Here is a 20,427-nt window from a genome sequence, read left to right on the forward strand (position 1 = left end):
ATTGAACTTATTGGAGGAAAACAAAAAAACCACCCAGCGAAGGCTGGATGGTCATTTTGCTTTTAAACCATTTAATATAAATTGAACTGTCAGTTCGATCTCCTGCTCATCATCCCACTCACTCTCCGGCACCATAATGTATCGTGCAAGAAAAAAACCGAGAACGGCTGTTATCGAAAGTCTGATCGCTGAGGAAGGCGGAATTTGGATTAATTCGCCTTTCTGTTGGAAGTGGAGAATCACTTTTTCAAACCGATCAAACAAATCCTTCGCTACATGCTCGATAAATTGAGTACGAAGTTCCTCATGAAAAGGAATCTCCTGCATCAAAATCTTAACAATTGGTAAGTGCTTGTGTATGAACACCTGTCTATTTTTTACAACAGCTCTCAAAAAATCCTCATAGTGCTCATAGTTTGGTTTTAATACTTTGTCTAAATCTTTCACGATGAAAGGGGCGACCAGATGGCTCATAACAGGTGTAACAATAGCAAGCAGCAAGTCTTTCTTCGTATTATAATGGCGAAATATTGTTCCTTCCGCTACGCCTGCACGTCTCGCAATTTGACTTGTTGAGGAAGCGGAGAATCCTTTTTCCTGGAACATTTCAACTGCCGCTTTAACGATGCGTTTTTGTTTCTCAGTTAAATCTCCGGACTCGCTTACCTCTTCATCAAATAGCCATTCCATGCTGTCTTCTATCTTTTTCATAAGCTCCCCCTGACTCTAAATGCGTCGGTGTTTTTTTAGTGCGTATATATTTAAAATCATAAAACCGATTGAGAATACAAATAAAACAAGTAAATCAATCCATATTTCAGTTATTCCCTGTCCTTTAATCATAACATTTCTAAGAGCTTCAGCTCCATAATACAAAGGTGTTAACGGACCAATCCAGCTTAAATAGTTTGAAATCGTATCAAGATTAAATAATCCAGAAAAAAAGATTTGCGGTACAACAACAAGTGGTATAAACTGTATCATTTGCAATTCATTCTTTGCAAATGATGAAAGTAAAGTACCTAAAGTTAGGGCACTTAATGCTAGCAAGAGTGTAACAAGCAGTACATAAAAGAAAGAGCCTTCCATTTTTAAATCAATCACATAAATACTATATAGGGCAATGATCGCTGATTGAAACATAGTAAATAGTCCGAAGCCGATCACGTACCCAATTACAAGTTCCCACCTTTTAATAGGACTAGCTAAAACTCGTTCGAGCGTCCCCTGGGTTCTCTCTCTCAAGAAAGAAACTCCAGCAATTAAAAACACAAAAAAGAAAATAAAGAAGCCAACTAGTACAGGACCAAAGTGATCAAATGAAGTCATGTCACTCGAGCCAAAAAGATAAGATACATCTAAATCCACTTCTTCGTTGTTTACCATAGAATTACTTCTAACAAGATTAATTACTGCTTGATTAATGGAGGGATCACTGCCCTCTAGATGTAGTTTCTTTTCCCCATTGCTGAAGTCAATAACTGCATCATAATCTTCTTTCAGTAGTGACTCAATGGTATCTTTTGACGTAACTTTTTTAACAATAGCATGTTCATCTATTCTTTCGACGAGTTGCTCAGGTATATTTAGTGTGCCCACTTTCAACTCGAGGTCTTCCCCGTTAAACACTAGCGATAACATCGTTAAAATGATAATTGGTGCCACAATCATTAGGCCCATCGTTCGCTTGTCATGAATAAACTGCCTCAATATACGTTTTACAACGGCTGTAATTCTCATTCCTTAACACCCCCATATGAGAGAAAAGCTTGCTCAATTGTCGTCGAATCTGTTTGTTTTTTCAATTCTTCTGGAGTTCCAACAGCAATCAAGCGACCATCTCGAATCATCCCAAGCCTTGAACATCTATCAGCTTCATCCATTACATGAGTCGTAACGAGAATGAGCACGCCCTTTTTTCTCAGATCTTCAAACGTATCCCATATCTTTTGTCGCAAGGACGGGTCTATGCCAACAGTTGGTTCATCAAGCAACAGGACTTCAGGGTCGTGCAATAAAGCGATCGCAAGTGATAAGCGACGCTTCATTCCTCCTGAGAAGTCCTCCACTCTTTTCTGAAGTTCTTTTTCTAAATCTACTAGCCTCATAGCAGACAAGATACGATCTTTTCGATCACGACGACTCACACCGCTAAGCGTTGCAAAGAATTCTAAATTCTCATAAGCGGTTAGTTCACCATACAAAGCATCCGCTTGTGCCATATAACCGATCCGCTTCATAATCTTTAAAGCAGGCATTCGCTCATCTAATACAGTTACCTTTCCTTCTGAAGCCTCTTCAATACCACAGAGCAGTTTGACAAATGTCGTTTTTCCAGATCCTGATGGTCCTAGCAGACCGAAAATCTCACCTTGCTTAAGTGAAATGCTAATATTATCTAAGATCGTAGTCGTGCCAAATCGTTTTGTAACACTTGCTTGGATAGCATCTTTTTGCATATGATCCCTCCTAAAATGAGTGATTACTCACTTTATTATACCATCCATCCCTTTGTTGTAAAGTGAGTAATCACTCATTTTTATTTTTAAAAAAAAACCGCTCAAACAGAGCGGTTTAAAAATGTTTATCCTCTTGATACATACTCCCCTTTAGAAGTATCGATAATTAAAACATCTCCCTGATTAACGAAGAAAGGCACTTGAACAGTTAAACCTGTTTCAACAGTTGCAGGCTTAGTTCCACCGGAAGCTGTGTCCCCTTTAATACCAGGCTCAGTTTCAGTAACAACGAGTTCCACCGTATTCGGCAATTCAACTCCGATCGTTTCTTCACCATAAGTACGAATTGAAATTTCCATGTTTTCTTTTAGAAATTTAAGTTCATAACTAATTTGCTCTGCAGGAAGTTCAACTTGCTCATAAGTAGTAGTATCCATAAACGTATGCATGTCGGCACTTGCATAAAGATACTGCATTTTACGATTTTCAATATGAGCTTTTGCTACTTTTTCTCCTGCTCGGAAGGTTTTCTCTTGAATTCCACCAGTACGAAGGTTACGTAGCTTCGTTCTTACGAAAGCTGCTCCCTTACCAGGCTTCACATGCTGGAAGTCCATTACCGTCCAGATGCCATTATCCACTTCAATTGTAAGTCCAGTTTTTAAATCGTTAACAGAAATCATTAATAGTCCCTCACTTTCATTATTCGCCGAGGATCAGCAATTCCTTAGTAGAATGAGATAACGTCTCATTGCCAGTTTCAGTAATTACTGTATCATCTTCAATTCTTACTCCGCCTTTACCAGATAGGTAAATACCTGGTTCAACGGTTACTACCATACCTGGCTCTAATACTGTATCAGTTTTGGTTGAAAGACTAGGTCCCTCATGTACTTCAAGACCAACCCCATGGCCTAGTGAGTGCCCAAAGTATTCTCCAAAGCCTTTAGAAGTAATTAAGTCACGTGATAGAGCATCTGCTTCTTTCCCGCTCATTCCAGGCTTAATTTGTTCCATTGCCTTTAATTGAGCTTCTAGGACAGTATGATAAACACCCTTAAGCTCTTCTCCAGGATCCCCAACAGCCACAGTACGTGTAATATCAGAACAGTACCCTTTATAATAAGCACCAAAATCAAGTGTTATCAGTTCGTTCTTTCCAATGATTTTATCACTTGCGACGCCGTGCGGAAGAGCTGAACGTATACCCGACGCAACTATAATATCAAATGAAGACGAGGTTGCGCCATTTTTTCTCATGAAAAACTCTAGTTCATTAGAAACGTCCAATTCAGTTAGACCCGTACGAATGTATGATGTAATATGTTGGAAAGCAGCGTCTGCTATTTCGGTTGCTTCTTTAAGAACCTTTAATTCACTCGAATCTTTAATCATACGATGTTTCTCAAGAATACCATTAATCGGTACAAGTGTACCGTCTACTTTATTCTCATATGCTTTAAAAACTTGATATGTAACCTGCGTTTCTTCAAAGCCAAGTTTTTTAACTCCTAGTTCATTCGCAAGCTTTGCTACTTCTCCAACAATCGGGCCTTTATGCTGCACAATATCAAACCCTTGTGCTTGCTCTCGTGCCTGATCCATATAGCGGAAATCTGTTACAAACTTCGCTTCTTTCTCAGTAATGAGAACAACACCTGAGCTACCTGTAAACTGGGAAATATATCTACGATTGCTTGCTGAAGTAATTAACATCGCATCTATATCATACTCTGTAAATGACTGACGTAGTTTCTCAATACGTTCCACTGTTTCGTCCCCCTTTAAAATGATGGCTATGTTAATGAACGTTGTTTATTATTGGCTCATATACGCTCTGTGACGACCAACCGTCTGAACAAATTTATTTGCTCGAAGCGATTGATCGTCACAGAGCGACCTTTCAATAGAGCTGAAAGGCAAGTGAAATGAAGATTTCACTCGAGTGAGCCAAAAATCGAGAATCAACAGTATAAGCTAACATAGCTAACTAAAATTATAGAAATGACCGCAATGCCAGTTCGTACCCATTCAAACCAAATCCTACCACTTGCCCTTCCGTTACTGGTGAAATAACAGATGTATGGCGAAAAGGTTCTCGCTTATGTACATTCGAGATGTGTACTTCCACAACCGGTACAGGAACACTTGCGATAGCATCTCGTATGGCGTAACTATAGTGAGTAAAAGCACCAGGATTTAAAATGATACCTGAAGCACTTTCTGCTTCGTGAATCCAGTCAATGATATCTCCCTCATGGTTTGATTGACGAAAAACAACAGCAGCGTCATTCTCACTAGCAAATTGTGTTAACCGTTGTTCAAGCGTCTCTAACGTGTCATTACCATAGATGCCGGGTTCACGCTTGCCAAGTCGATTTAAGTTAGGTCCATTTATTACGTAGAATGTTTTCATCCCGGTCTCCTTCATCACGATCTGACTTCTATATTAAATAGAAAAAAAAGAGAATGTTCCATGAACATTCTACCATAGCTTCATTTATTTGAATAGGAAGCGCCCTTCTGCTGGTTTTCATGATATTCAAAAGAAATCGAATACCCGATAAAGACGCCGTAAAGAAGATAAAGGCATATCGTAGTAATGACTGTGTTACGATCAAGTTTCGTAATCGTTGGCAGATCGATGAACATTGGATTGAGTAAATAAAATACAATTATCCATAATACAATCCCATAAGCAAGTCCTGCAAGCATGTTATTTATTTTCACGAGCGTTACTTTGTACAAAAAAGCCACAAGTATGGATACAAGCCCAAGGGCAAGAATTCCAATCCACTGCCCTAGCTGTTCATTTTTCCATTCGCCAAGTGCCCATGGTGACAAAATGAGAGAGGGTGGTATCTTAGTAAATTTAAATAAGTATGTGAGATAACCAATTACACCCCAAAAAAGTCCTCCAGCAATCCCGATTGTAATAACTTTTGATGTAAAAGATAAAGGTTGCTCCTGCTTATTTTGTTCAAGTTGCTCATTCTCTTTACCATCTTTCTGCTTCTCTTTATCCATAACACTCACCTCCCCCTTAAGCATTCCCTGTTGATGATGGAATTATTTATTAGAAGAATTGTCTATTGAAAAGATTAAAATTGCCGGTGTTGGGGAAAATGATTATTACAATCTATTACCTAGAGGTTTTTGCCTATTTCTTGTAGAATGGTATAAAGTACAATTTGTTAGAGTTTGATCGCTTCAAAACATTCTACTTCATACAATAGGTTGGTGAGAGATATTGTCAGATACAAATAAGCCTGCTTATGGCGGGCAAGCGGTTGTTGAAGGTGTTATGTTTCAAGGGAAACATACGTCTGTAACCGCCATTCGGCGCAAGGATGATTCAATTGATTATTTAGAAGTTCCGAAGCAGCCGAAGCCTATCCGAACAAAGCTTAAGAAAATCCCATTCATACGTGGTGTTGTTGCGATTATCGACGCCAGTGGCAATGGAACTAAACATTTGAATTTTTCAAGTGAACGCTATGATGTGGACCCTTCGGAAGATGAGGAAGTGTTAGGTAAGGAAGAGCCTTCCAAAATAACGCTTTTATTAGGTGCAGCAGCCATAGGCGTTATCTCGTTTGCATTCGTAAAAACGATTTTCACTATATTACCCGCCTTAGCCGCAGCCTCACTTGAGTTTATATTTCCAGGGCACGTTGTACAGAACTTGATTGAGGGTTTCATTAAGCTCATTCTATTGCTTGGGTATATTTATTTTATTTCGTTAACCCCAATTGTAAAAAGAGTCTTTCAATATCATGGCGCTGAACATAAAGTCATCAACGCTTATGAAGCAGGACTTCCTATTACAATAGAGAATGTTCAAAAGCAATCGCGTCTTCATTATCGATGCGGAAGTAGCTTCATCCTTTTCACAGTAGTCATTGGGGTATTTATTTATCTTCTTGTTCCTACTGATCCATTATGGGTAAGGTTACTCTATCGTGTTGCATTAATTCCGGTAGTTCTTGGAGTTTCATTCGAAGTTCTCCAATTAACGAATAAAGTTAGAGAAGTTCCTGTATTAAAAGTGCTTGGCTATCCTGGGTTATGGGTTCAGCTACTAACAACCAAAAACCCAGATGATAAACAAGTTGATGTTGCAATCCACTCATTTAATGAACTACTTTCTCGAGATAAACAACGAGAGGAAGACGATTCAAGCACAAAAGTTGTGTAAAGATGAACAGGAGGTGAATCATTTGTCGCGCCGTGTTGTTCAACCTCTAATTTATTTATTAATTGGCCTAGCAGCTATTGGTTTTGTTTGGAAAATGGTCACAGACCCTCAAGGACTTTTCATGCAACTTCTAATCACTGCTGCGATTGCTGCAATCATGATCTTCGTTGTCAGAAAGTTAATGGCTAGAAGAATGGGTCAACAATCAACTTCTTATCAAAAGGCCGTTAAACAATCAACCAAAATGAAAAAGAAAAAAGCTACACCAAGAAGAAATGCACCTCACCTTCGTGTCATTCCATCTAAACGTCTTTCTCCTAGAAAGCGCTCTTTACAGGAGGATCGAAAACAAAATCCTTTTACCGTAATCGAAGGACGTAAAGGAAAAAAGAAAAACAGAGCTCTCTTTTAACATGGTTCACTTGTTTTACCGATAAGATTGGGCGACTTAATAAAAAGTCATTGTCCTGAATGGAAAACTCCTTCTATTTGGAAGTAACTAAACTAACATAAATATGAAAAGGTGGCTGATGAAATCAGCCACCTTTTCATGTAATATTGTCAGGCAATTTTCTCCACGTATTGAGAAATTGAGAAGTTCGCTCTTCTCCTAACAAGATTAGTTTCTTTTGACTTTGTCTCTCTAGTTTAAAAGCTGTCGTCAGATCATGATCCACAGGTATAAACACAATGTTCTTGGCTTTTTGTTCTTCAATATATCGAGCATCATGAGCCTGCTTCATTGTTTCAAATAATGCCTGATACATATCAACAGCATTTGTAATTTTATTTTCAGGAACGTGGTTAAAGTTTGCACTCAATTGAAAGCCTAATACCGGTCTTTGTGGTTTTTTATTTTCAGGAGGTTGGAATATCCATAAAGGGAAGTTACTTAAAATTCCGCCATCTACCATATAGTGCTTTTTACCATCAATGGAGTAGAGCGGTTGAGGTTTAAAGAAAAATGGTAAACTCGCACTCATCCTAACAGCTTTCGCGACAGAGAACCGCTCTGGTACGAAGCCGTACTGTGCTAAGTCATCAGGTATAACGACAAGCCTACCTTTCGATATATCGGATACAATAATCTTCAGTGATCCCTCGGGTAAATCACCGAATGTTTCAATGCCTTTGTTTTTTAATAAATCCCCAACCCATAATTCTAGGTCCTTTCCAGAATAGAGTCCAAGATTCCAATACAACATCAACCACCGTATCAACGGGAATGTATAACCCGAGTTTTTTTCGAGTAGTGTCGTTAGATCCGTATCGAGCAAGATCTTTTCTAACTCATTTCCCTTATAACCTGAAATAATTAAAGATGCAATTATAGCTCCAGCACTCGTGCCCGCTGTACGTTTAAATTCGAGGCCTTTTTTCTCAACGGCTTGAAGTGCTCCCACTAGCGCTATCCCTTTAACTCCGCCACCTGAAAAGACGCCATCAATGTACACTCTCAAACCTCCTTCCCACCTTATTAAAGCCTAAGCTTTAACGGGGGAATTTAGTACAAAAAAAAGAAACAACCCGATTAAACTTCGGATTGTTCCTCGTGTGCTTCTTCATTTTTACGTTGCACTTCTCTAAGTTCATCCACTCGTACATTTGTCTCTTCAAAGTACTGGACAAGATCACCAATGCGATCGATAGCGTCCCAGCTTAGATGATGTTCAATACCCTCAACATCTTCATATATATTCTCTTCGTTAACCCCGATAACACCTAGAAATTGTTCAAGCAAAGCATGGCGATCAACGAGTCGCTTTCCTAGCTTTTTCCCTTTAGGAGTAAGCATAAAGCCGCGATATTTTTCGTATACGACATATTTACCTTTATCTAATTTTTGAATCATTTTGGTTACCGAGGAGGGATGTACCTCTAATGCTTCCGCGATATCTGATACGCGAGCATACCCTTTTCCGTCTATAAGTGCATAAATACGTTCAATATAATCTTCCATACTGGGAGTAGTGGCCATTGGATTCCCTCCATCTTTTATTCCATTTAAGCCAGTTAATAAAAGCATACACCATAGTATGGGCGGATACAAGGAAAGGTTCCATAAGCTTCTATTAACTGCATTAACTCAGTTCTAATACTCTTATGTAGAGCAGATATTATATCATATTTCATTTAATCGGTTTTGTAAATTAGTGGATAAAATACAAAGTCACTTGAACACCCCAACAGCACTTGCGAAAAATGTCCCTAATCTACGCACAAAAAGATGAAGGATAAACGTTTCCGTCTATCCTTCCCTTACATCAGTTAGCTATTAAAGTCCGCACTTCAGCTGTGCACCACAATTATCACAAGTATTGCAACCACCCATTTCCTTTACCTGACCCTTTCGACAAACAGGGCACGTATTACCTACTTCAGACCCGATTGTAACGTCTGTAGAGCGTAGATCTGTAATCGTGTCAACTAGTACTACTTGCTTCTTTTCTTGCATGCCATCTTCAAACTCAAGCTGTTCAAATGAATTTTCTTCTGCTTTAAGAGTTAGAACCTGAGAATCACGGCTACCATCTACATAAACGGTACCGCCTTTGGCTCCTCCATTATATAGACGCTCATAAACTGCTTCCACTTGTTTCACTGAATACCCTTTTGGAGCATTAACAGTTTTTGAAATCGAGCTATCAACCCAGCGTTGAATAACGCACTGAGTGTCAGCATGATCTTCTGGTGCGAGCTCCATTGCTGAAACGAACCATTCCGGAAGGTTTTCTGTATCAGCTTCTGGGTTTCTTTCAAAGTACTCTGCAAGAATATCTGCTTTTACTTCGATAAATTTACCAAGTCGTCCACTACGGTAATAAGAGAAAGAGAAGTAAGGCTCAAGACCGGTAGAAACCCCTACCATCGTGCCAGTGCTACCAGTAGGCGCAACTGTTAGAAGATGTGAATTACGTATACCATAGTCCATAATGCTGTCGCGTAGGTCATTTGGCATTTGTTGCATATAACCTGTGTTAACAAATGCTTCACGTAATCTATTTGTTTCCGCAACTGTTTCACCCTCAAGGAAAGGGAAGCTTCCCTTTTCTTTAGCAAGATCCACAGAAGCACGATAAGCTGTTGTAGCAATTGTTTCAAAAATCTGATCTGTTAAATTATTCCCTTCTTCTGATCCATATATTGTTTCACAGTATATAAGAAGGTCATGTAGCCCCATTACTCCTAGTCCTACTCGACGTTCGCCAAGAGCTTGCTTCTCATTCTCTTCTAAGAAGTAAGGTGTGGCATCAATAACGTTATCTTGCATGCGTACGCCAACTTCAACCGTTTCTCTCAGCTTATCGAAATCAACAGTCTTTGTCTCCTTATTAGCCATCTCAGCAAGGTTCACTGCTGCTAGGTTACATACAGAGTAAGGTGCTAATGGTTGCTCACCACATGGGTTAGTAGCGACAACTTTTTGACCGTAAGAAGTTGCGTTTGTTTTTTCATTTGCATTATCAATAAAGAAGATACCTGGCTCTGCAGAGTAAGTAGCACAAATATTAATTAAATCCCACAGCTCTTTTGCCTGAACCTTACGATAAGTTCTTACTGGAAAGCCTTGCTTCTCCCAGTCACGTACATCCCCTGATTCATGCCAGTTCTCATTATAAAGTGCCATTTGTTCTTTCGTATAGTTCTCTACATCCGGGAATCGAAGTTCATATTCAGAATCATTTTCAACCGCGTCCATAAAGTCTTTAGTTAAACAAATCGAGATGTTTGCACCAGTCAAGAAGTCAGGATTGTGGACAGAATACGTTCCACCCGTTGCAAGCTTATCCTGCGCATCCTGCATCACTTTTTCTTCAAAGCCACCTGTTCCGGGAATACTACGGTAGTTTAAGATACTTTGGTACATAGATCTTTCCGACTCTGAGAGCGGTGTGAATTTCAACTTATCTTCTGCAAGTTTCTTAATTTGTTCATCCTTTGTATTCTCCATAAGGAAACGAAGAATGCGTGGATTCTGCATTTTTGAAATGATAAATTCAATAATATCAGGATGCCAGTCAGCGAGCATAATCATTTGGGCCCCACGTCTTGAGCCACCTTGCTCCACTAGATGCGTCAGCTTTGCAATATCATCCAGCCATGAAACCGAACCTGATGATTTACCATTCACACCCCTAGCAAGCGTGTTTCTAGGACGAAGTGTAGATCCGTTCGTTCCTACTCCACCACCTCGACTCATAATCTCCATTACTTGTTTACGGTGTTCAGAAATACCTTCTCTTGAATCCTGTGGAAACGGCATAACGTAACAGTTAAAGTACGTCACTTCCGTATCAGCTCCAGCTCCGTAAAGCACACGTCCTGCAGGAACAAAGTTCATTGATGAAAGTTCTTTATAGAAACGATCTTCCCAATATGTCTTTTCCCCATCTGTTTTCTCTACATCAGCAAGACCACGTGCATTACGACGAGCAATTTGCTCATAATATACTTCCAAGGGCTTTTCTATGACATCCAACGAACGGACAATAATACCTGATTCTCTTTCTTCTTCTGTGTCTAAAACGCCAACGTAATCCTCATGAACAGCTACAGTTGCTTTCTTAGATTGAAGATCGAATTCTTCAATATACCCAAGACCTCTTGCTGGAAATTTTGGATCTTCTTTAATCGTTAAGACAACAAAATCACCTTTTTGTAATGTCTTTTTCTCTGTATCTTTAAATGCATAGCGGTCAAGCATCACAAGACGACTAACACCTTTGTGAGTTAGATGCATATCCTCTGTAATCGGATGAACCTGCGCAAACATTTCAATATCCTTATTCAACTGCTCAATGTTAATAGATCTTCTTTTTTCATTGGTTTGTATTGTCATATAAACCCCTCCGTTTCGACATTTATACACTTAAGAGCATCTCTAGATGTATGTAGCTATGATAAATCGTCTTGATTAATAGTAGCACATGTACACGAACCAGACAATCATTTTTAACCATATATAGTGTTCAGAATTCTTCAATCAATACTACATATAGTAAAAGAGCGAATACTTTAGCGATTTGTCAACTTTCAAATCCAGTGAAAATGAAAGGTTTTCCTCGATAAATAAAGGTTAGATTAGAAGAATAGAGAAAAAAGAGGAATTTTGTCTATTGCACATTTTTCCACACTCTGCCTTTTTAACATAGGAGACAAAAATTAATTAGTTAACAGACCATGATTAAGATTAGAACATTTGTTCTTGTTAAGTCAATAGGAAAAAGCACCCAACGAAGGTGCTTATTTGCTAAAATTCCATTCCTTGCTAGCGTATTTCTCCTCTGCTATTTGAACAACAAAGGACTCTTGTTCATCCGTTAGTTGATATGGAACCAATTCAATATCAAGCCCCTGTTGAAAACCATCATAAAAAGCTTTAACCGCTTCTGATATCGATACAGGAGTTTCACGGAGTGCATTAATAGCTACAGCCTTTTTTCTAAAACCTCGCTGCATCCGCTCACGTATCCGTTCATTTTTAAATTTGAAACAATCAAACAATTGGTCCTCATCAATGTCAAGAAGAATCGATCCATGCTGGAGAATGACACCTTTTTGACGGGTTTGAGCGCTCCCAGCGACTTTTCGCCCTTCTACAACAAGTTCATAATAGGATGGAGAGTCAAAACATACACCCGATCTTGGTGCACGTAGCTCTTCTTTCTCTGCATCCGTTTCAGGAACAGCGAAATAAGCATTCAATCCAAGTTTTCTGAAACCAATCAATAACCCTTCTGAAATAACCCGGTACGCTTCTGTTACGGTTGAGGGCATGTCTGGATAATCTTCAGAGACAATAACGCTATAAGTCACTTCCTGATCATGAAGGACAGCTCTTCCACCAGTAGGGCGTCTCACAAACCCTAGACCATTTTTTTCTACAGCATCCATATTAATATCACGTTCGATACGCTGGAAATAACCAATTGAAAGTGTTGGGGGATTCCACCCGTAAAATCGAATAACAGGGGGGATAGTCCCATCACTATGCCATTTCAATAATGCTTCATCAAGTGCCATGTTATAAGCTGGAGAACGTTCTCCCGAATCAATAAATGCCCATTGCTTCATTTTCGGAACTCCTTTATCACTGTCAGTTTTCTAACACCTTCCCTATTCTAGCAGAGGAGAAAATGGATGACCAATGAACACTCTCAATTATTTTAGCTATGTCTTGAACATTATTGGTTTTTCGATCTTTCGAGTATAGGCGAATCTCCTCTATCCCAACTAATTTAGAACAAATTTGATTTAATTACTGAATACTACCTATTCTTTTTATAGTTATTCCTTTTTTCTTTTGCGGAAAGCCGAAAAGACGTGTAAACTTAAAGTTGTCGATTTTACTTGAAAGGGTGTAACAAAGTTTATGGAATGGATTATCGCAATACTCGTCGCGATCATTGTGTATGTTGTCATTACTCGATACATGCAAAAGAGGAATTTGAAAACGTTAACGGAGGAAGAATTCCGTGCCGGCTATCGTAAAGCCCAACTGATTGATGTTCGTGAACCAAACGAATTTGATAATGGCCATATTCTAGGGGCAAGAAACATCCCTGTTAGTCAGCTAAAAATGCGAATTAAAGAAATCCGCAAAGATCAGCCAGTTTATATGTACGACTACAACGGAATTATTGTAGCTCGTGCTGCAAGCATTCTTAGAAAACATGGCATTAAAGATCTTTATCAATTAAAAGGCGGCTTCAAAAAATGGGGCGGCAAAGTAAAGAAAAAATAAAAAGCAGCTGCCTTTGCAGCTGCTTTTTTTGATTGCTATTCAGCAACTCAAAATGGCTTTGTTGATTTTGCATCATTGATTTATCCATGTTAAACGTATCTCTCATTTGAATGAGCCATAATCGAGTAGTGAACAATATAAATTAACAGGGCCTATCAATAAGCATTAGGCTTTTTGATAACGTAAAACAGGCTTTCTGGCAGCCGTGGTTTCATCAAGGCGACCAATAACTGTTGTATGTGGGGCTTCCTGAACAATTTCCGGATTTTCCTCTGCTTCTTTTGCAATTTGAAGCAGTACATCACAGAACTCATCAAGTGTTTCTTTTGATTCTGTCTCCGTAGGTTCAATCATCATACATTCCTCAACGTTAATTGGGAAATAGATCGTTGGCGGGTGGTAACCAAAGTCTAGCAGTCGCTTTGCCATATCAAGCGTTCTGACACCAAGTTTCTTTTGTTTTTTTCCTGAAATCACGAATTCATGCTTGCAGTGCTGTTCATAAGGTAACACAAAGGCATCTTGTAAGCGTCTCATCATATAGTTAGCATTTAATACCGCATTTTCCGATACTTGCTTTAAGCCTTCTGGCCCCATAGTACGAATATACGTATATGCTCGAACATTGATACCGAAGTTACCATAGTAAGGCTTTACACGACCAATGGACTGAGGACGGTCATACTCGAAACGATAGGCATTATTCTCCTTCACGAGTACCGGCTTAGGAAGATAAGGAATTAAATCAGATTTAACACCAACCGGTCCAGATCCAGGTCCACCACCACCATGAGGTCCAGTGAAAGTTTTGTGTAGATTTAAGTGCACAACATCAAAACCCATATCTCCAGGACGAGCAGCCCCCATAATAGCATTCATATTTGCACCATCGTAATATAGCTTTCCACCTGCGTTATGAATAATTGACGCCATCTCTGTAATCTGTTCTTCAAATAGTCCAAGTGTATTTGGATTTGTCAGCATCAGCGCAGCCGTATCTTCATCTACTACACGTTTTAAATCTTCAAGATCAACTAGACCTTTTTCATTTGATTTCACTGTCACTGCCTCAAAACCAGCAACTGTTGCAGAAGCAGGGTTTGTACCGTGAGCTGAATCTGGAACAATGACCTTTGTGCGATTGAAATCACCGTTCGCTTCATGATAAGCACGGATCATCATTAATCCTGTCCACTCTCCGTGAGCACCTGCTGCAGGTTGAAGCGTTACTTCATCCATACCTGTTACAGCCACGAGGTTTTCCTGAAGATTGTACATCATTTCTAGCGCACCTTGAACGCCCTCCTCTTCTTGAAGCGGATGTATGAAGGCAAAGCCAGGATACCTTGCTACATCTTCGTTAATTTTTGGATTGTACTTCATCGTACAAGACCCAAGTGGATAGAATCCAGAATCCACTCCATGGTTACGCTTAGACAAGGCTGTATAATGACGCATCAATTGTAATTCTGACACTTCTGGTAACTCTGGTTCTGTTTTACGATTAAACTCTTCTGGCAACCACTGATCTAAATCCATATCAGGAACATCAAGTTCAGGTAGACTATAAGAAATACGCCCCGGTTCACTTAGTTCAAATATTAATGCCTGATCTTTACTCATTGTGCTCCCCCCACTTCTTTTACGAATGCATCAATTTCTTCTTTCGTCCGATTCTCTGTAACAGCTATAAGCATGTGATCCTTCAGTTCTGGATAATCTCTTCCAAGATCATATCCACCAATAATCCCTTTTTCTAATAACATTCGATTAAGATCTTTAACCGAACCGTTTAATTTAATCACGAATTCATTGAAGTACACTCCATCAAAAACGGTTTCAACTCCCGCCTGTTTCAGCTGACTATTTGCATAATAAGCTTTCTTCATATTTTGCTCTGCCATATGTCGAACGCCTTCTTTACCAAGAGCACTCATAGCAACTGAAGAGGCAAGAGCATTCAACGCCTGATTGGAACAAATATTAGAAGTCGCTTTATCCCTTCGAATATGTTGCTCGCGTGCTTGTAAGGTTAGAACGAAACCGCGCTGTCCATTATCATCAGTTGTTTGCCCAATCAAACGACCTGGTACTTTTCGCATCAGTTTTTTTGTCACTGCGAAATAACCACAATGCGGTCCACCAAATTGTGCCGGAATTCCAAACGGTTGACAATCTCCAACAACGATATCTGCCCCCATCTCTCCTGGAGGAGTTAAACGACCAAGGGCAAGCGGGTTACTTGAAACAACAAACATCGCTTTTTGCTCATGAACAAGCTTTTCAATTTCTTGTAAGGGCTCTAACTGACCAAAAAAGTTCGGGTACTGAACCATAACACATGCAGTATCTTCGTCGATTTCATTTTTCAATTTATTAAGATCTGTACACCCATTCATCGTATCTACTTCAACCACTGAAAGACGCTGTCCACGCGCATATGTGTCAATGACAGCACGGGCTTCAGGATGTACGCTCTTTGAAACAATGATCTTTTTCTTTTTTGTTTGTCCAGCACTGAGCAGTCCAGCTTCGGCAAGAGCAGTTGGACCATCATACATCGAGGAATTCGCAACATCCATTCCAGTAAGTTCACTTATCATTGTCTGAAATTCAAAAATGGCCTGCAATTCCCCCTGTGAAATTTCAGGTTGATATGGAGTATAAGCTGTATAAAACTCTGATCGACGAATTACATGATCTACAACAGAAGGAATAGCGTGATCATAAACACCAGCACCAAGAAAAGATACATTCTCCTGTGTATTCGCATTCTTAGAAGCCAGTTTTGACATATATCGAATCAGTTCAGGTTCAAATAACTGTTTCTCTACTTTAAGATCTCCCTTAAAACGAATAGCCTCCGGAATATCTTCAAAAAGAGCTTGGACTGAGTCCACTCCAATTGTTTCAAGCATTTCCTTTCGATCTTGATCAGTTGTCGGCAAGTAGCGATGTTTCATATGTTTTTCTCCTCCTCTATTTCCCTTTATTTCTGTCGTTTATAAAATGGTGATGGAACAACTTTAGCTCCCACACGTTTGTTACGAATTTCAACATCTAGCTCAGTACCCATTTCTGTAAACTCTTTCTTTATTAATACAAGACCAACATTTTTCTTCAAAGTTGGAGATTGTGTCCCAGTAGTAACTTCGCCAATCAATTGTTCCCCTTTGTAAACAGGATAGTGGGTCCGCGGAATCCCGCGCCCAGTCATTTCAATCCCAACTAACTTTCGCTCAAGACCATTTTCACGCTGACTTAGTAGAACAGATTTTCCGATGAAATCAGCTTCTTTACTAGTTTTAACAGCAAAACCTATTCCCGCTTCTAGCGGAGAAATATCTTTCGTTAACTCCTGCCCATAAAGAGCTAGCTTTGCCTCAAAGCGAAGCGTATCGCGAGCCCCAAGGCCACAAGGTAGAATATTTTCTGGCTCCCCCGCAGCAAGAATCGCCTTCCACAGTGAAGGGGCATCCTCCCAAGAAGTATACAGTTCAAAACCATCTTCACCCGTATAGCCGGTTCTAGACACTAACGTATTAATGCCCTCAATCACGACTTCATTCTGAAATTTAAAGAAACCGATAGTTGAAAGATTCACCTCCGTTAGACGTTGGAGAATCATCTCTGCTTGTGGACCCTGAATAGCAAGTTGGGCCATCTGACTTGATATGTTCTGAATAGAAACTCCTTCGATAAGGTGTTTTTCAAGCCAGTCAAAATCTTTCTCAGTGTTAGCAGCATTAACTACCAATAAATAATGGTGTTCTGAGTGCTTATACACAAGAAGGTCATCCACAGTTCCGCCATCTTCATAGCACATTGCTGTATATTGAGCACCGTTGACCTTTAGTTTGCTTATATCATTTGTCATCATCTTTTGAAGGTAATGAAGCGACTGTTCACCACTAACATCAATTTCTCCCATATGAGAAACATCGAATAAACCTGCTCTCGTTCTAACGGCCTCATGCTCTTCTTTAATACTTGAAAACTGAACCGGAAGAGCCCATCCTCCAAAATCAATTGTTTTAGCGCCCATAGCTTTATAGGTTTCAAATAATGGTGTTTTTAATAGTTCACTCATCTTATTCCCTCCTAAAATCATTCATCTTAAAAAGCTTATACCGAAGCATAAAAAAGGACAGAGAAAACCGCTTTAAGTAGCGCGGTTTCTCTGTCCCGTTGACCTGAAAGTTTCTCCTCACATTACGCGAGAATTACATCTTTGGCGGCTATAAAAGCTCTCTCCAGAGGTGCGTCTAGCAAGAGTCTTTTTGCCTGAGAGATTCACAAATTTGTTTGCTCCTTCGGCGCTGCATATAGCAGTCTCTCCTCTTGCTTTCATTCGCCTATTTTCAGTTTTAAGGTATTGGATTCTACTGATTGATTCATACTAATAGTGCTTTCGATTTCAATCCTACCACTACCATAGTGGCATTGGCAACAATCTTTTTAATAATGAAAGTATTTTAACTAATATATTAAACACGAACATTATTATACATTAATCATGTATCATTCGTAAATAACCTTTACCGAGAAAGGGTTTTCATTTTGAGAACAGAGTTGAAATTTGATCAAGAGTGGACAAACAACTTTCTGAAACAAATTGATGAAGACGGCCCCTGGGCTAACTGGGACCTTTTTAAACTGGCTATCGAAGCTGAGCATCATACAACCATCCCCACTTTCGCAGGCTTACAGGCGCCATCACATCTCCCTCATTTAACACCACATCCTTACCAGCTTGAAGCAGCTCGGCGAGTTGTAGAGGAAATGAACGGAAAAGCGATTCTAGCAGATGAAGTTGGCCTAGGAAAAACCATTGAAGCTGGTTTGATTATTAAAGAATATATGATTCGGGGTCTTGTCAAAAAAGTCCTGATCCTTGTTCCGGCATCATTAGTATCACAATGGGCTATTGAATTAAATCAAAAATTCTACATTCCAGCTGTAGTCCAGAGGAAAAGCTATGTATGGGATCAATGTGACGTTGTGGTTTCATCGATAGATACAGCTAAACGAGAGCCTCATCGCTCAATAGTTTATGAGCAGAACTACGACATGGTTATTATCGATGAAGCACATCGTCTAAAGAATAGTCGTACAAAAAATTATGAATTTGTACAGCACTTACCTAAAAAGTTCTGTCTGCTATTAACGGCTACCCCTGTTCAAAATCGTCTTGATGAAGTTTTTAACCTTGTATCTTTATTAAAACCAGGACATCTAGGAAGCTTGGAAAATTTCGAAAAAGACTACAATGGTAAAGAAAAAAAGGTCGAAGACGAAGAAAGACTTCGCGCTCTCATTCAAAAAGTGATGGTCAGAAACCGGCGTGAAGATACCGGAATGGACTGGCCAGAACGTATTGTTCAAACAGTACCTATTACTTTCTCACCTGAAGAAGATGAGCTTTATCGTTCAGTCGAAGCGCTAAAGAAACAGCCCATGGCTACGAGAAGTCAATTCTCGATCATCACTTTACTAAGAGAAATCTGTTCAAGCCGCGAAGCAGCATATATGACATTAAAAAAAATGCTTGATAAAGAACACCTTGACGACTCTTCTCAAACTCTCATTCAAATGTTAATTAAAAAAATTGAAGGAGTGCCAACGAATTCAAAAGCAGAAAAAGCCCTTGAATTGGTTCAATCAATCGAAGGTAAGGTCATTATTTTCACAGAATATCGAGCGACTCAGTTATATTTACAGTGGTTTTTAAAAGAACATGGAATTACTTCTGTCCCATTTAGGGGTGGATTTAAACGAGGGAAAAAAGACTGGATGAGAGAACTCTTCAAAAATCACGCAAAAGTCCTCATTGCAACAGAAGCAGGGGGAGAAGGAATCAATCTTCAATTCTGTCAGCACGTTATTAACTACGATCTACCTTGGAACCCAATGAGAATTGAGCAGCGCATCGGTAGAATACATCGGCTTGGGCAAGAAAGCGATGTGCACATTTATAATTTTGCTACGAAGCATACAGTTGAAGAGCATATCCTTACCCTCTTATATGAAAAAATTCAACTATTTGAAAGTGTTATTGGACAATTAGATGAGATTTTGACACGACTTGGTATGCGCGATATTGAAAAGCATATTTCTGATATACTTCTACACTCTGAAAGCGAAGGAGAAATCCGAATTAAGATGGAGAATATTAAAGAGCTTATCAATTATCAGAAGGAGGAGACAGATGCAACAAGAAAATATTCATAATTATCTGCGCTCGTATTTTCTAGCCAATGACTGCCAGATTCGAGAAGAAAAATCCGGCTATCTTGACGTCCAATTAACGATTGATCTTGATAAAGAACTAATGAACCGCCCTTTTTATTGGCACTATCTTGAGAAGACTGGTGGTACTCCTCGACCAATGACACTCACCCTAATTACAAACCAATCAAGCGATGAAAAAGGGGAGTTCGTTCACTTTGGTGCACCAAGACTACATCAAATTTTCTCATCTACTAAAAAGCTTGCGTCCTCTATCCGACTTTTTGAGGATGTGCAAACAAATTATCAACAACAATATTCTCTTCATCCATGGCTCTGCCTTAATATTAAAATATCTTATCAGTGTGATCGAAAGAAACACCGTCTCCTCTCCCTCGGTCTACACCTTGTAAGCGGAGCGGTTGTTGATGACTTTCACCAATTATTACTAACAAAGAAACTCACTCCTAAAATTCCAGATTATGCTTTTACAATAACGCCAATTATTAAACCCTCAAGCGGCTTGAAGAGACTTGAAGATGTGGTAGAAATGCTTATTTCACAGGAGGATTTAGAATGGGCAGAAGAAGCAAAAATGAGATGGGCCACTGATTTAAACCTTCTTGATCAATTTTATAACGGAAAAACCAATGATCAGAGCTATCAAGTTGAAAGAGATGCTCTTCGAAAACAATATGAGCCAACAATTACGGCAGAAATAATTAACGGGGGCATCTTTCATTTAGCACCAGGTATTGAGTCACATCCTTCCTAAACGAAGAATGTTAAAATTAGCG

General features: G+C 39.4%; 19 protein-coding genes and 1 riboswitch. Of the genes, 5 read left to right on the top strand and 14 right to left on the bottom strand.

Features of this window, described 5'->3' with window-relative positions:
* Positions 1 to 51 precede the first annotated feature (51 nt).
* The 7 genes from AC0VYV_RS14115 to AC0VYV_RS14145 form a co-directional block, all read right to left on the bottom strand.
* Positions 52 to 711, bottom strand: coding sequence for a TetR/AcrR family transcriptional regulator (locus AC0VYV_RS14115; RefSeq protein WP_430244701.1), 660 nt, complete (start codon positions 709 to 711; stop codon positions 52 to 54).
* 15 nt (positions 712 to 726) lie between these two features.
* Complete coding sequence (locus AC0VYV_RS14120) at positions 727 to 1,740, bottom strand: ABC transporter permease (protein ID WP_475373932.1); 1,014 nt, start codon at positions 1,738 to 1,740, stop codon at positions 727 to 729.
* The gene (locus AC0VYV_RS14125; RefSeq protein WP_475373933.1) at positions 1,737 to 2,459 is read right to left on the bottom strand and encodes an ABC transporter ATP-binding protein; all 723 of its coding nucleotides are present in this window, start codon (positions 2,457 to 2,459) and stop codon (positions 1,737 to 1,739) included. Before AC0VYV_RS14125 ends, AC0VYV_RS14120 begins: the two co-directional genes overlap by 4 nt.
* Positions 2,460 to 2,584: 125 nt before the next feature.
* A complete protein-coding gene (efp, locus tag AC0VYV_RS14130; protein ID WP_194222120.1) occupies positions 2,585 to 3,142 on the bottom strand; it encodes an elongation factor P in 558 nt (185 codons plus the stop codon).
* A 19-nt stretch (positions 3,143 to 3,161) separates the two neighbouring features.
* Entirely contained in the window at positions 3,162 to 4,229 is a 1,068-nt protein-coding gene (locus AC0VYV_RS14135) for a M24 family metallopeptidase (RefSeq protein WP_475373934.1), read from the bottom strand.
* Positions 4,230 to 4,455: 226 nt separating this feature from the next.
* Complete coding sequence (gene aroQ / locus AC0VYV_RS14140; RefSeq protein WP_194222122.1) at positions 4,456 to 4,875, bottom strand: type II 3-dehydroquinate dehydratase; 420 nt, start codon at positions 4,873 to 4,875, stop codon at positions 4,456 to 4,458.
* A gap of 80 nt (positions 4,876 to 4,955) precedes the next feature.
* Positions 4,956 to 5,486, bottom strand: a complete 531-nt coding sequence (locus AC0VYV_RS14145; protein ID WP_194222123.1) for a YqhR family membrane protein — start codon at positions 5,484 to 5,486, stop codon at positions 4,956 to 4,958.
* A gap of 223 nt (positions 5,487 to 5,709) precedes the next feature.
* Between AC0VYV_RS14145 and AC0VYV_RS14150 the strand changes: the two genes are divergently transcribed.
* Entirely contained in the window at positions 5,710 to 6,657 is a 948-nt protein-coding gene (locus AC0VYV_RS14150) for a DUF1385 domain-containing protein (protein ID WP_194222124.1), read from the top strand.
* Between the two features lie 22 nt (positions 6,658 to 6,679).
* Positions 6,680 to 7,069, top strand: coding sequence for an SA1362 family protein (locus tag AC0VYV_RS14155; protein ID WP_430244717.1), 390 nt, complete (start codon positions 6,680 to 6,682; stop codon positions 7,067 to 7,069).
* 136 nt (positions 7,070 to 7,205) lie between these two features.
* Here the strand turns inward: AC0VYV_RS14155 and AC0VYV_RS14160 are convergent, their stop codons facing one another.
* From AC0VYV_RS14160 to AC0VYV_RS14175, 4 genes are all read right to left on the bottom strand, one after another.
* A complete protein-coding gene (locus AC0VYV_RS14160; RefSeq protein WP_475365467.1) occupies positions 7,206 to 8,111 on the bottom strand; it encodes a patatin-like phospholipase family protein in 906 nt (301 codons plus the stop codon).
* A gap of 77 nt (positions 8,112 to 8,188) precedes the next feature.
* On the bottom strand, positions 8,189 to 8,635 hold the full coding sequence (gene mntR, locus AC0VYV_RS14165; RefSeq protein ID WP_194222127.1) for a transcriptional regulator MntR: 447 nt from the start codon (positions 8,633 to 8,635) through the stop codon (positions 8,189 to 8,191).
* Between the two features lie 297 nt (positions 8,636 to 8,932).
* Positions 8,933 to 11,497: a vitamin B12-dependent ribonucleotide reductase gene (locus tag AC0VYV_RS14170; protein WP_475365468.1), complete on the bottom strand. Its 2,565-nt coding sequence runs from the start codon at positions 11,495 to 11,497 to the stop codon at positions 8,933 to 8,935.
* A 404-nt stretch (positions 11,498 to 11,901) separates the two neighbouring features.
* Entirely contained in the window at positions 11,902 to 12,732 is an 831-nt protein-coding gene (locus tag AC0VYV_RS14175) for a lipoate--protein ligase family protein (RefSeq protein ID WP_475367737.1), read from the bottom strand.
* Positions 12,733 to 13,030: 298 nt separating this feature from the next.
* On the opposite strand from AC0VYV_RS14175, the gene AC0VYV_RS14180 reads away from it, so the two are divergent.
* Entirely contained in the window at positions 13,031 to 13,402 is a 372-nt protein-coding gene (locus tag AC0VYV_RS14180; protein WP_194222130.1) for a rhodanese-like domain-containing protein, read from the top strand.
* 165 nt (positions 13,403 to 13,567) lie between these two features.
* On the opposite strand, the gene gcvPB is transcribed toward AC0VYV_RS14180, so the two are convergent.
* From gcvPB to gcvT, 3 genes are read right to left on the bottom strand one after another with little or no spacing between them, the layout of a single operon-like run.
* Positions 13,568 to 15,025, bottom strand: a complete 1,458-nt coding sequence (gene gcvPB, locus AC0VYV_RS14185; RefSeq protein ID WP_194222131.1) for an aminomethyl-transferring glycine dehydrogenase subunit GcvPB — start codon at positions 15,023 to 15,025, stop codon at positions 13,568 to 13,570.
* Positions 15,022 to 16,365: an aminomethyl-transferring glycine dehydrogenase subunit GcvPA gene (gcvPA, locus tag AC0VYV_RS14190; protein WP_475373935.1), complete on the bottom strand. Its 1,344-nt coding sequence runs from the start codon at positions 16,363 to 16,365 to the stop codon at positions 15,022 to 15,024. Before gcvPA ends, gcvPB begins: the two co-directional genes overlap by 4 nt.
* 26 nt (positions 16,366 to 16,391) lie before the next feature.
* Positions 16,392 to 17,492, bottom strand: a complete 1,101-nt coding sequence (gene gcvT / locus AC0VYV_RS14195; protein ID WP_194222133.1) for a glycine cleavage system aminomethyltransferase GcvT — start codon at positions 17,490 to 17,492, stop codon at positions 16,392 to 16,394.
* A 172-nt stretch (positions 17,493 to 17,664) separates the two neighbouring features.
* A riboswitch (glycine riboswitch) is annotated at positions 17,665 to 17,753 on the bottom strand.
* 209 nt (positions 17,754 to 17,962) lie between these two features.
* Between gcvT and AC0VYV_RS14200 the strand changes: the two genes are divergently transcribed.
* Positions 17,963 to 19,633: a DEAD/DEAH box helicase gene (locus tag AC0VYV_RS14200; RefSeq protein ID WP_475367739.1), complete on the top strand. Its 1,671-nt coding sequence runs from the start codon at positions 17,963 to 17,965 to the stop codon at positions 19,631 to 19,633.
* A complete protein-coding gene (locus tag AC0VYV_RS14205; RefSeq protein ID WP_194222135.1) occupies positions 19,611 to 20,405 on the top strand; it encodes a YqhG family protein in 795 nt (264 codons plus the stop codon). The genes AC0VYV_RS14200 and AC0VYV_RS14205 overlap by 23 nt, the downstream gene beginning before the upstream one ends.
* Positions 20,406 to 20,427 lie beyond the last annotated feature (22 nt).

It is taken from the genome of Anaerobacillus sp. QJM3NY_17, assembly GCF_056173665.1.

What these genes read in the sequence shown, in the direction of transcription:
- AC0VYV_RS14125 (WP_475373933.1), bottom strand. Translation starts at nt 2,459, where the DNA reads ATGCAAAAAGATGCTATCCAAGCAAGTGTTACAAAACGATTTGGCACG.
- AC0VYV_RS14145 (WP_194222123.1), bottom strand. Translation starts at nt 5,486, where the DNA reads ATGGATAAAGAGAAGCAGAAAGATGGTAAAGAGAATGAGCAACTTGAA.
- gcvT (WP_194222133.1), bottom strand. Translation starts at nt 17,492, where the DNA reads ATGAGTGAACTATTAAAAACACCATTATTTGAAACCTATAAAGCTATG.
- gcvPB (WP_194222131.1), bottom strand. Translation starts at nt 15,025, where the DNA reads ATGAGTAAAGATCAGGCATTAATATTTGAACTAAGTGAACCGGGGCGT.
- AC0VYV_RS14170 (WP_475365468.1), bottom strand. Translation starts at nt 11,497, where the DNA reads ATGACAATACAAACCAATGAAAAAAGAAGATCTATTAACATTGAGCAG.
- efp (WP_194222120.1), bottom strand. Translation starts at nt 3,142, where the DNA reads ATGATTTCTGTTAACGATTTAAAAACTGGACTTACAATTGAAGTGGAT.
- gcvPA (WP_475373935.1), bottom strand. Translation starts at nt 16,365, where the DNA reads ATGAAACATCGCTACTTGCCGACAACTGATCAAGATCGAAAGGAAATG.
- AC0VYV_RS14120 (WP_475373932.1), bottom strand. Translation starts at nt 1,740, where the DNA reads ATGAGAATTACAGCCGTTGTAAAACGTATATTGAGGCAGTTTATTCAT.
- AC0VYV_RS14115 (WP_430244701.1), bottom strand. Translation starts at nt 711, where the DNA reads ATGAAAAAGATAGAAGACAGCATGGAATGGCTATTTGATGAAGAGGTA.
- aroQ (WP_194222122.1), bottom strand. Translation starts at nt 4,875, where the DNA reads ATGAAAACATTCTACGTAATAAATGGACCTAACTTAAATCGACTTGGC.
- AC0VYV_RS14175 (WP_475367737.1), bottom strand. Translation starts at nt 12,732, where the DNA reads ATGAAGCAATGGGCATTTATTGATTCGGGAGAACGTTCTCCAGCTTAT.
- AC0VYV_RS14205 (WP_194222135.1), top strand. Translation starts at nt 19,611, where the DNA reads ATGCAACAAGAAAATATTCATAATTATCTGCGCTCGTATTTTCTAGCC.
- mntR (WP_194222127.1), bottom strand. Translation starts at nt 8,635, where the DNA reads ATGGCCACTACTCCCAGTATGGAAGATTATATTGAACGTATTTATGCA.
- AC0VYV_RS14180 (WP_194222130.1), top strand. Translation starts at nt 13,031, where the DNA reads ATGGAATGGATTATCGCAATACTCGTCGCGATCATTGTGTATGTTGTC.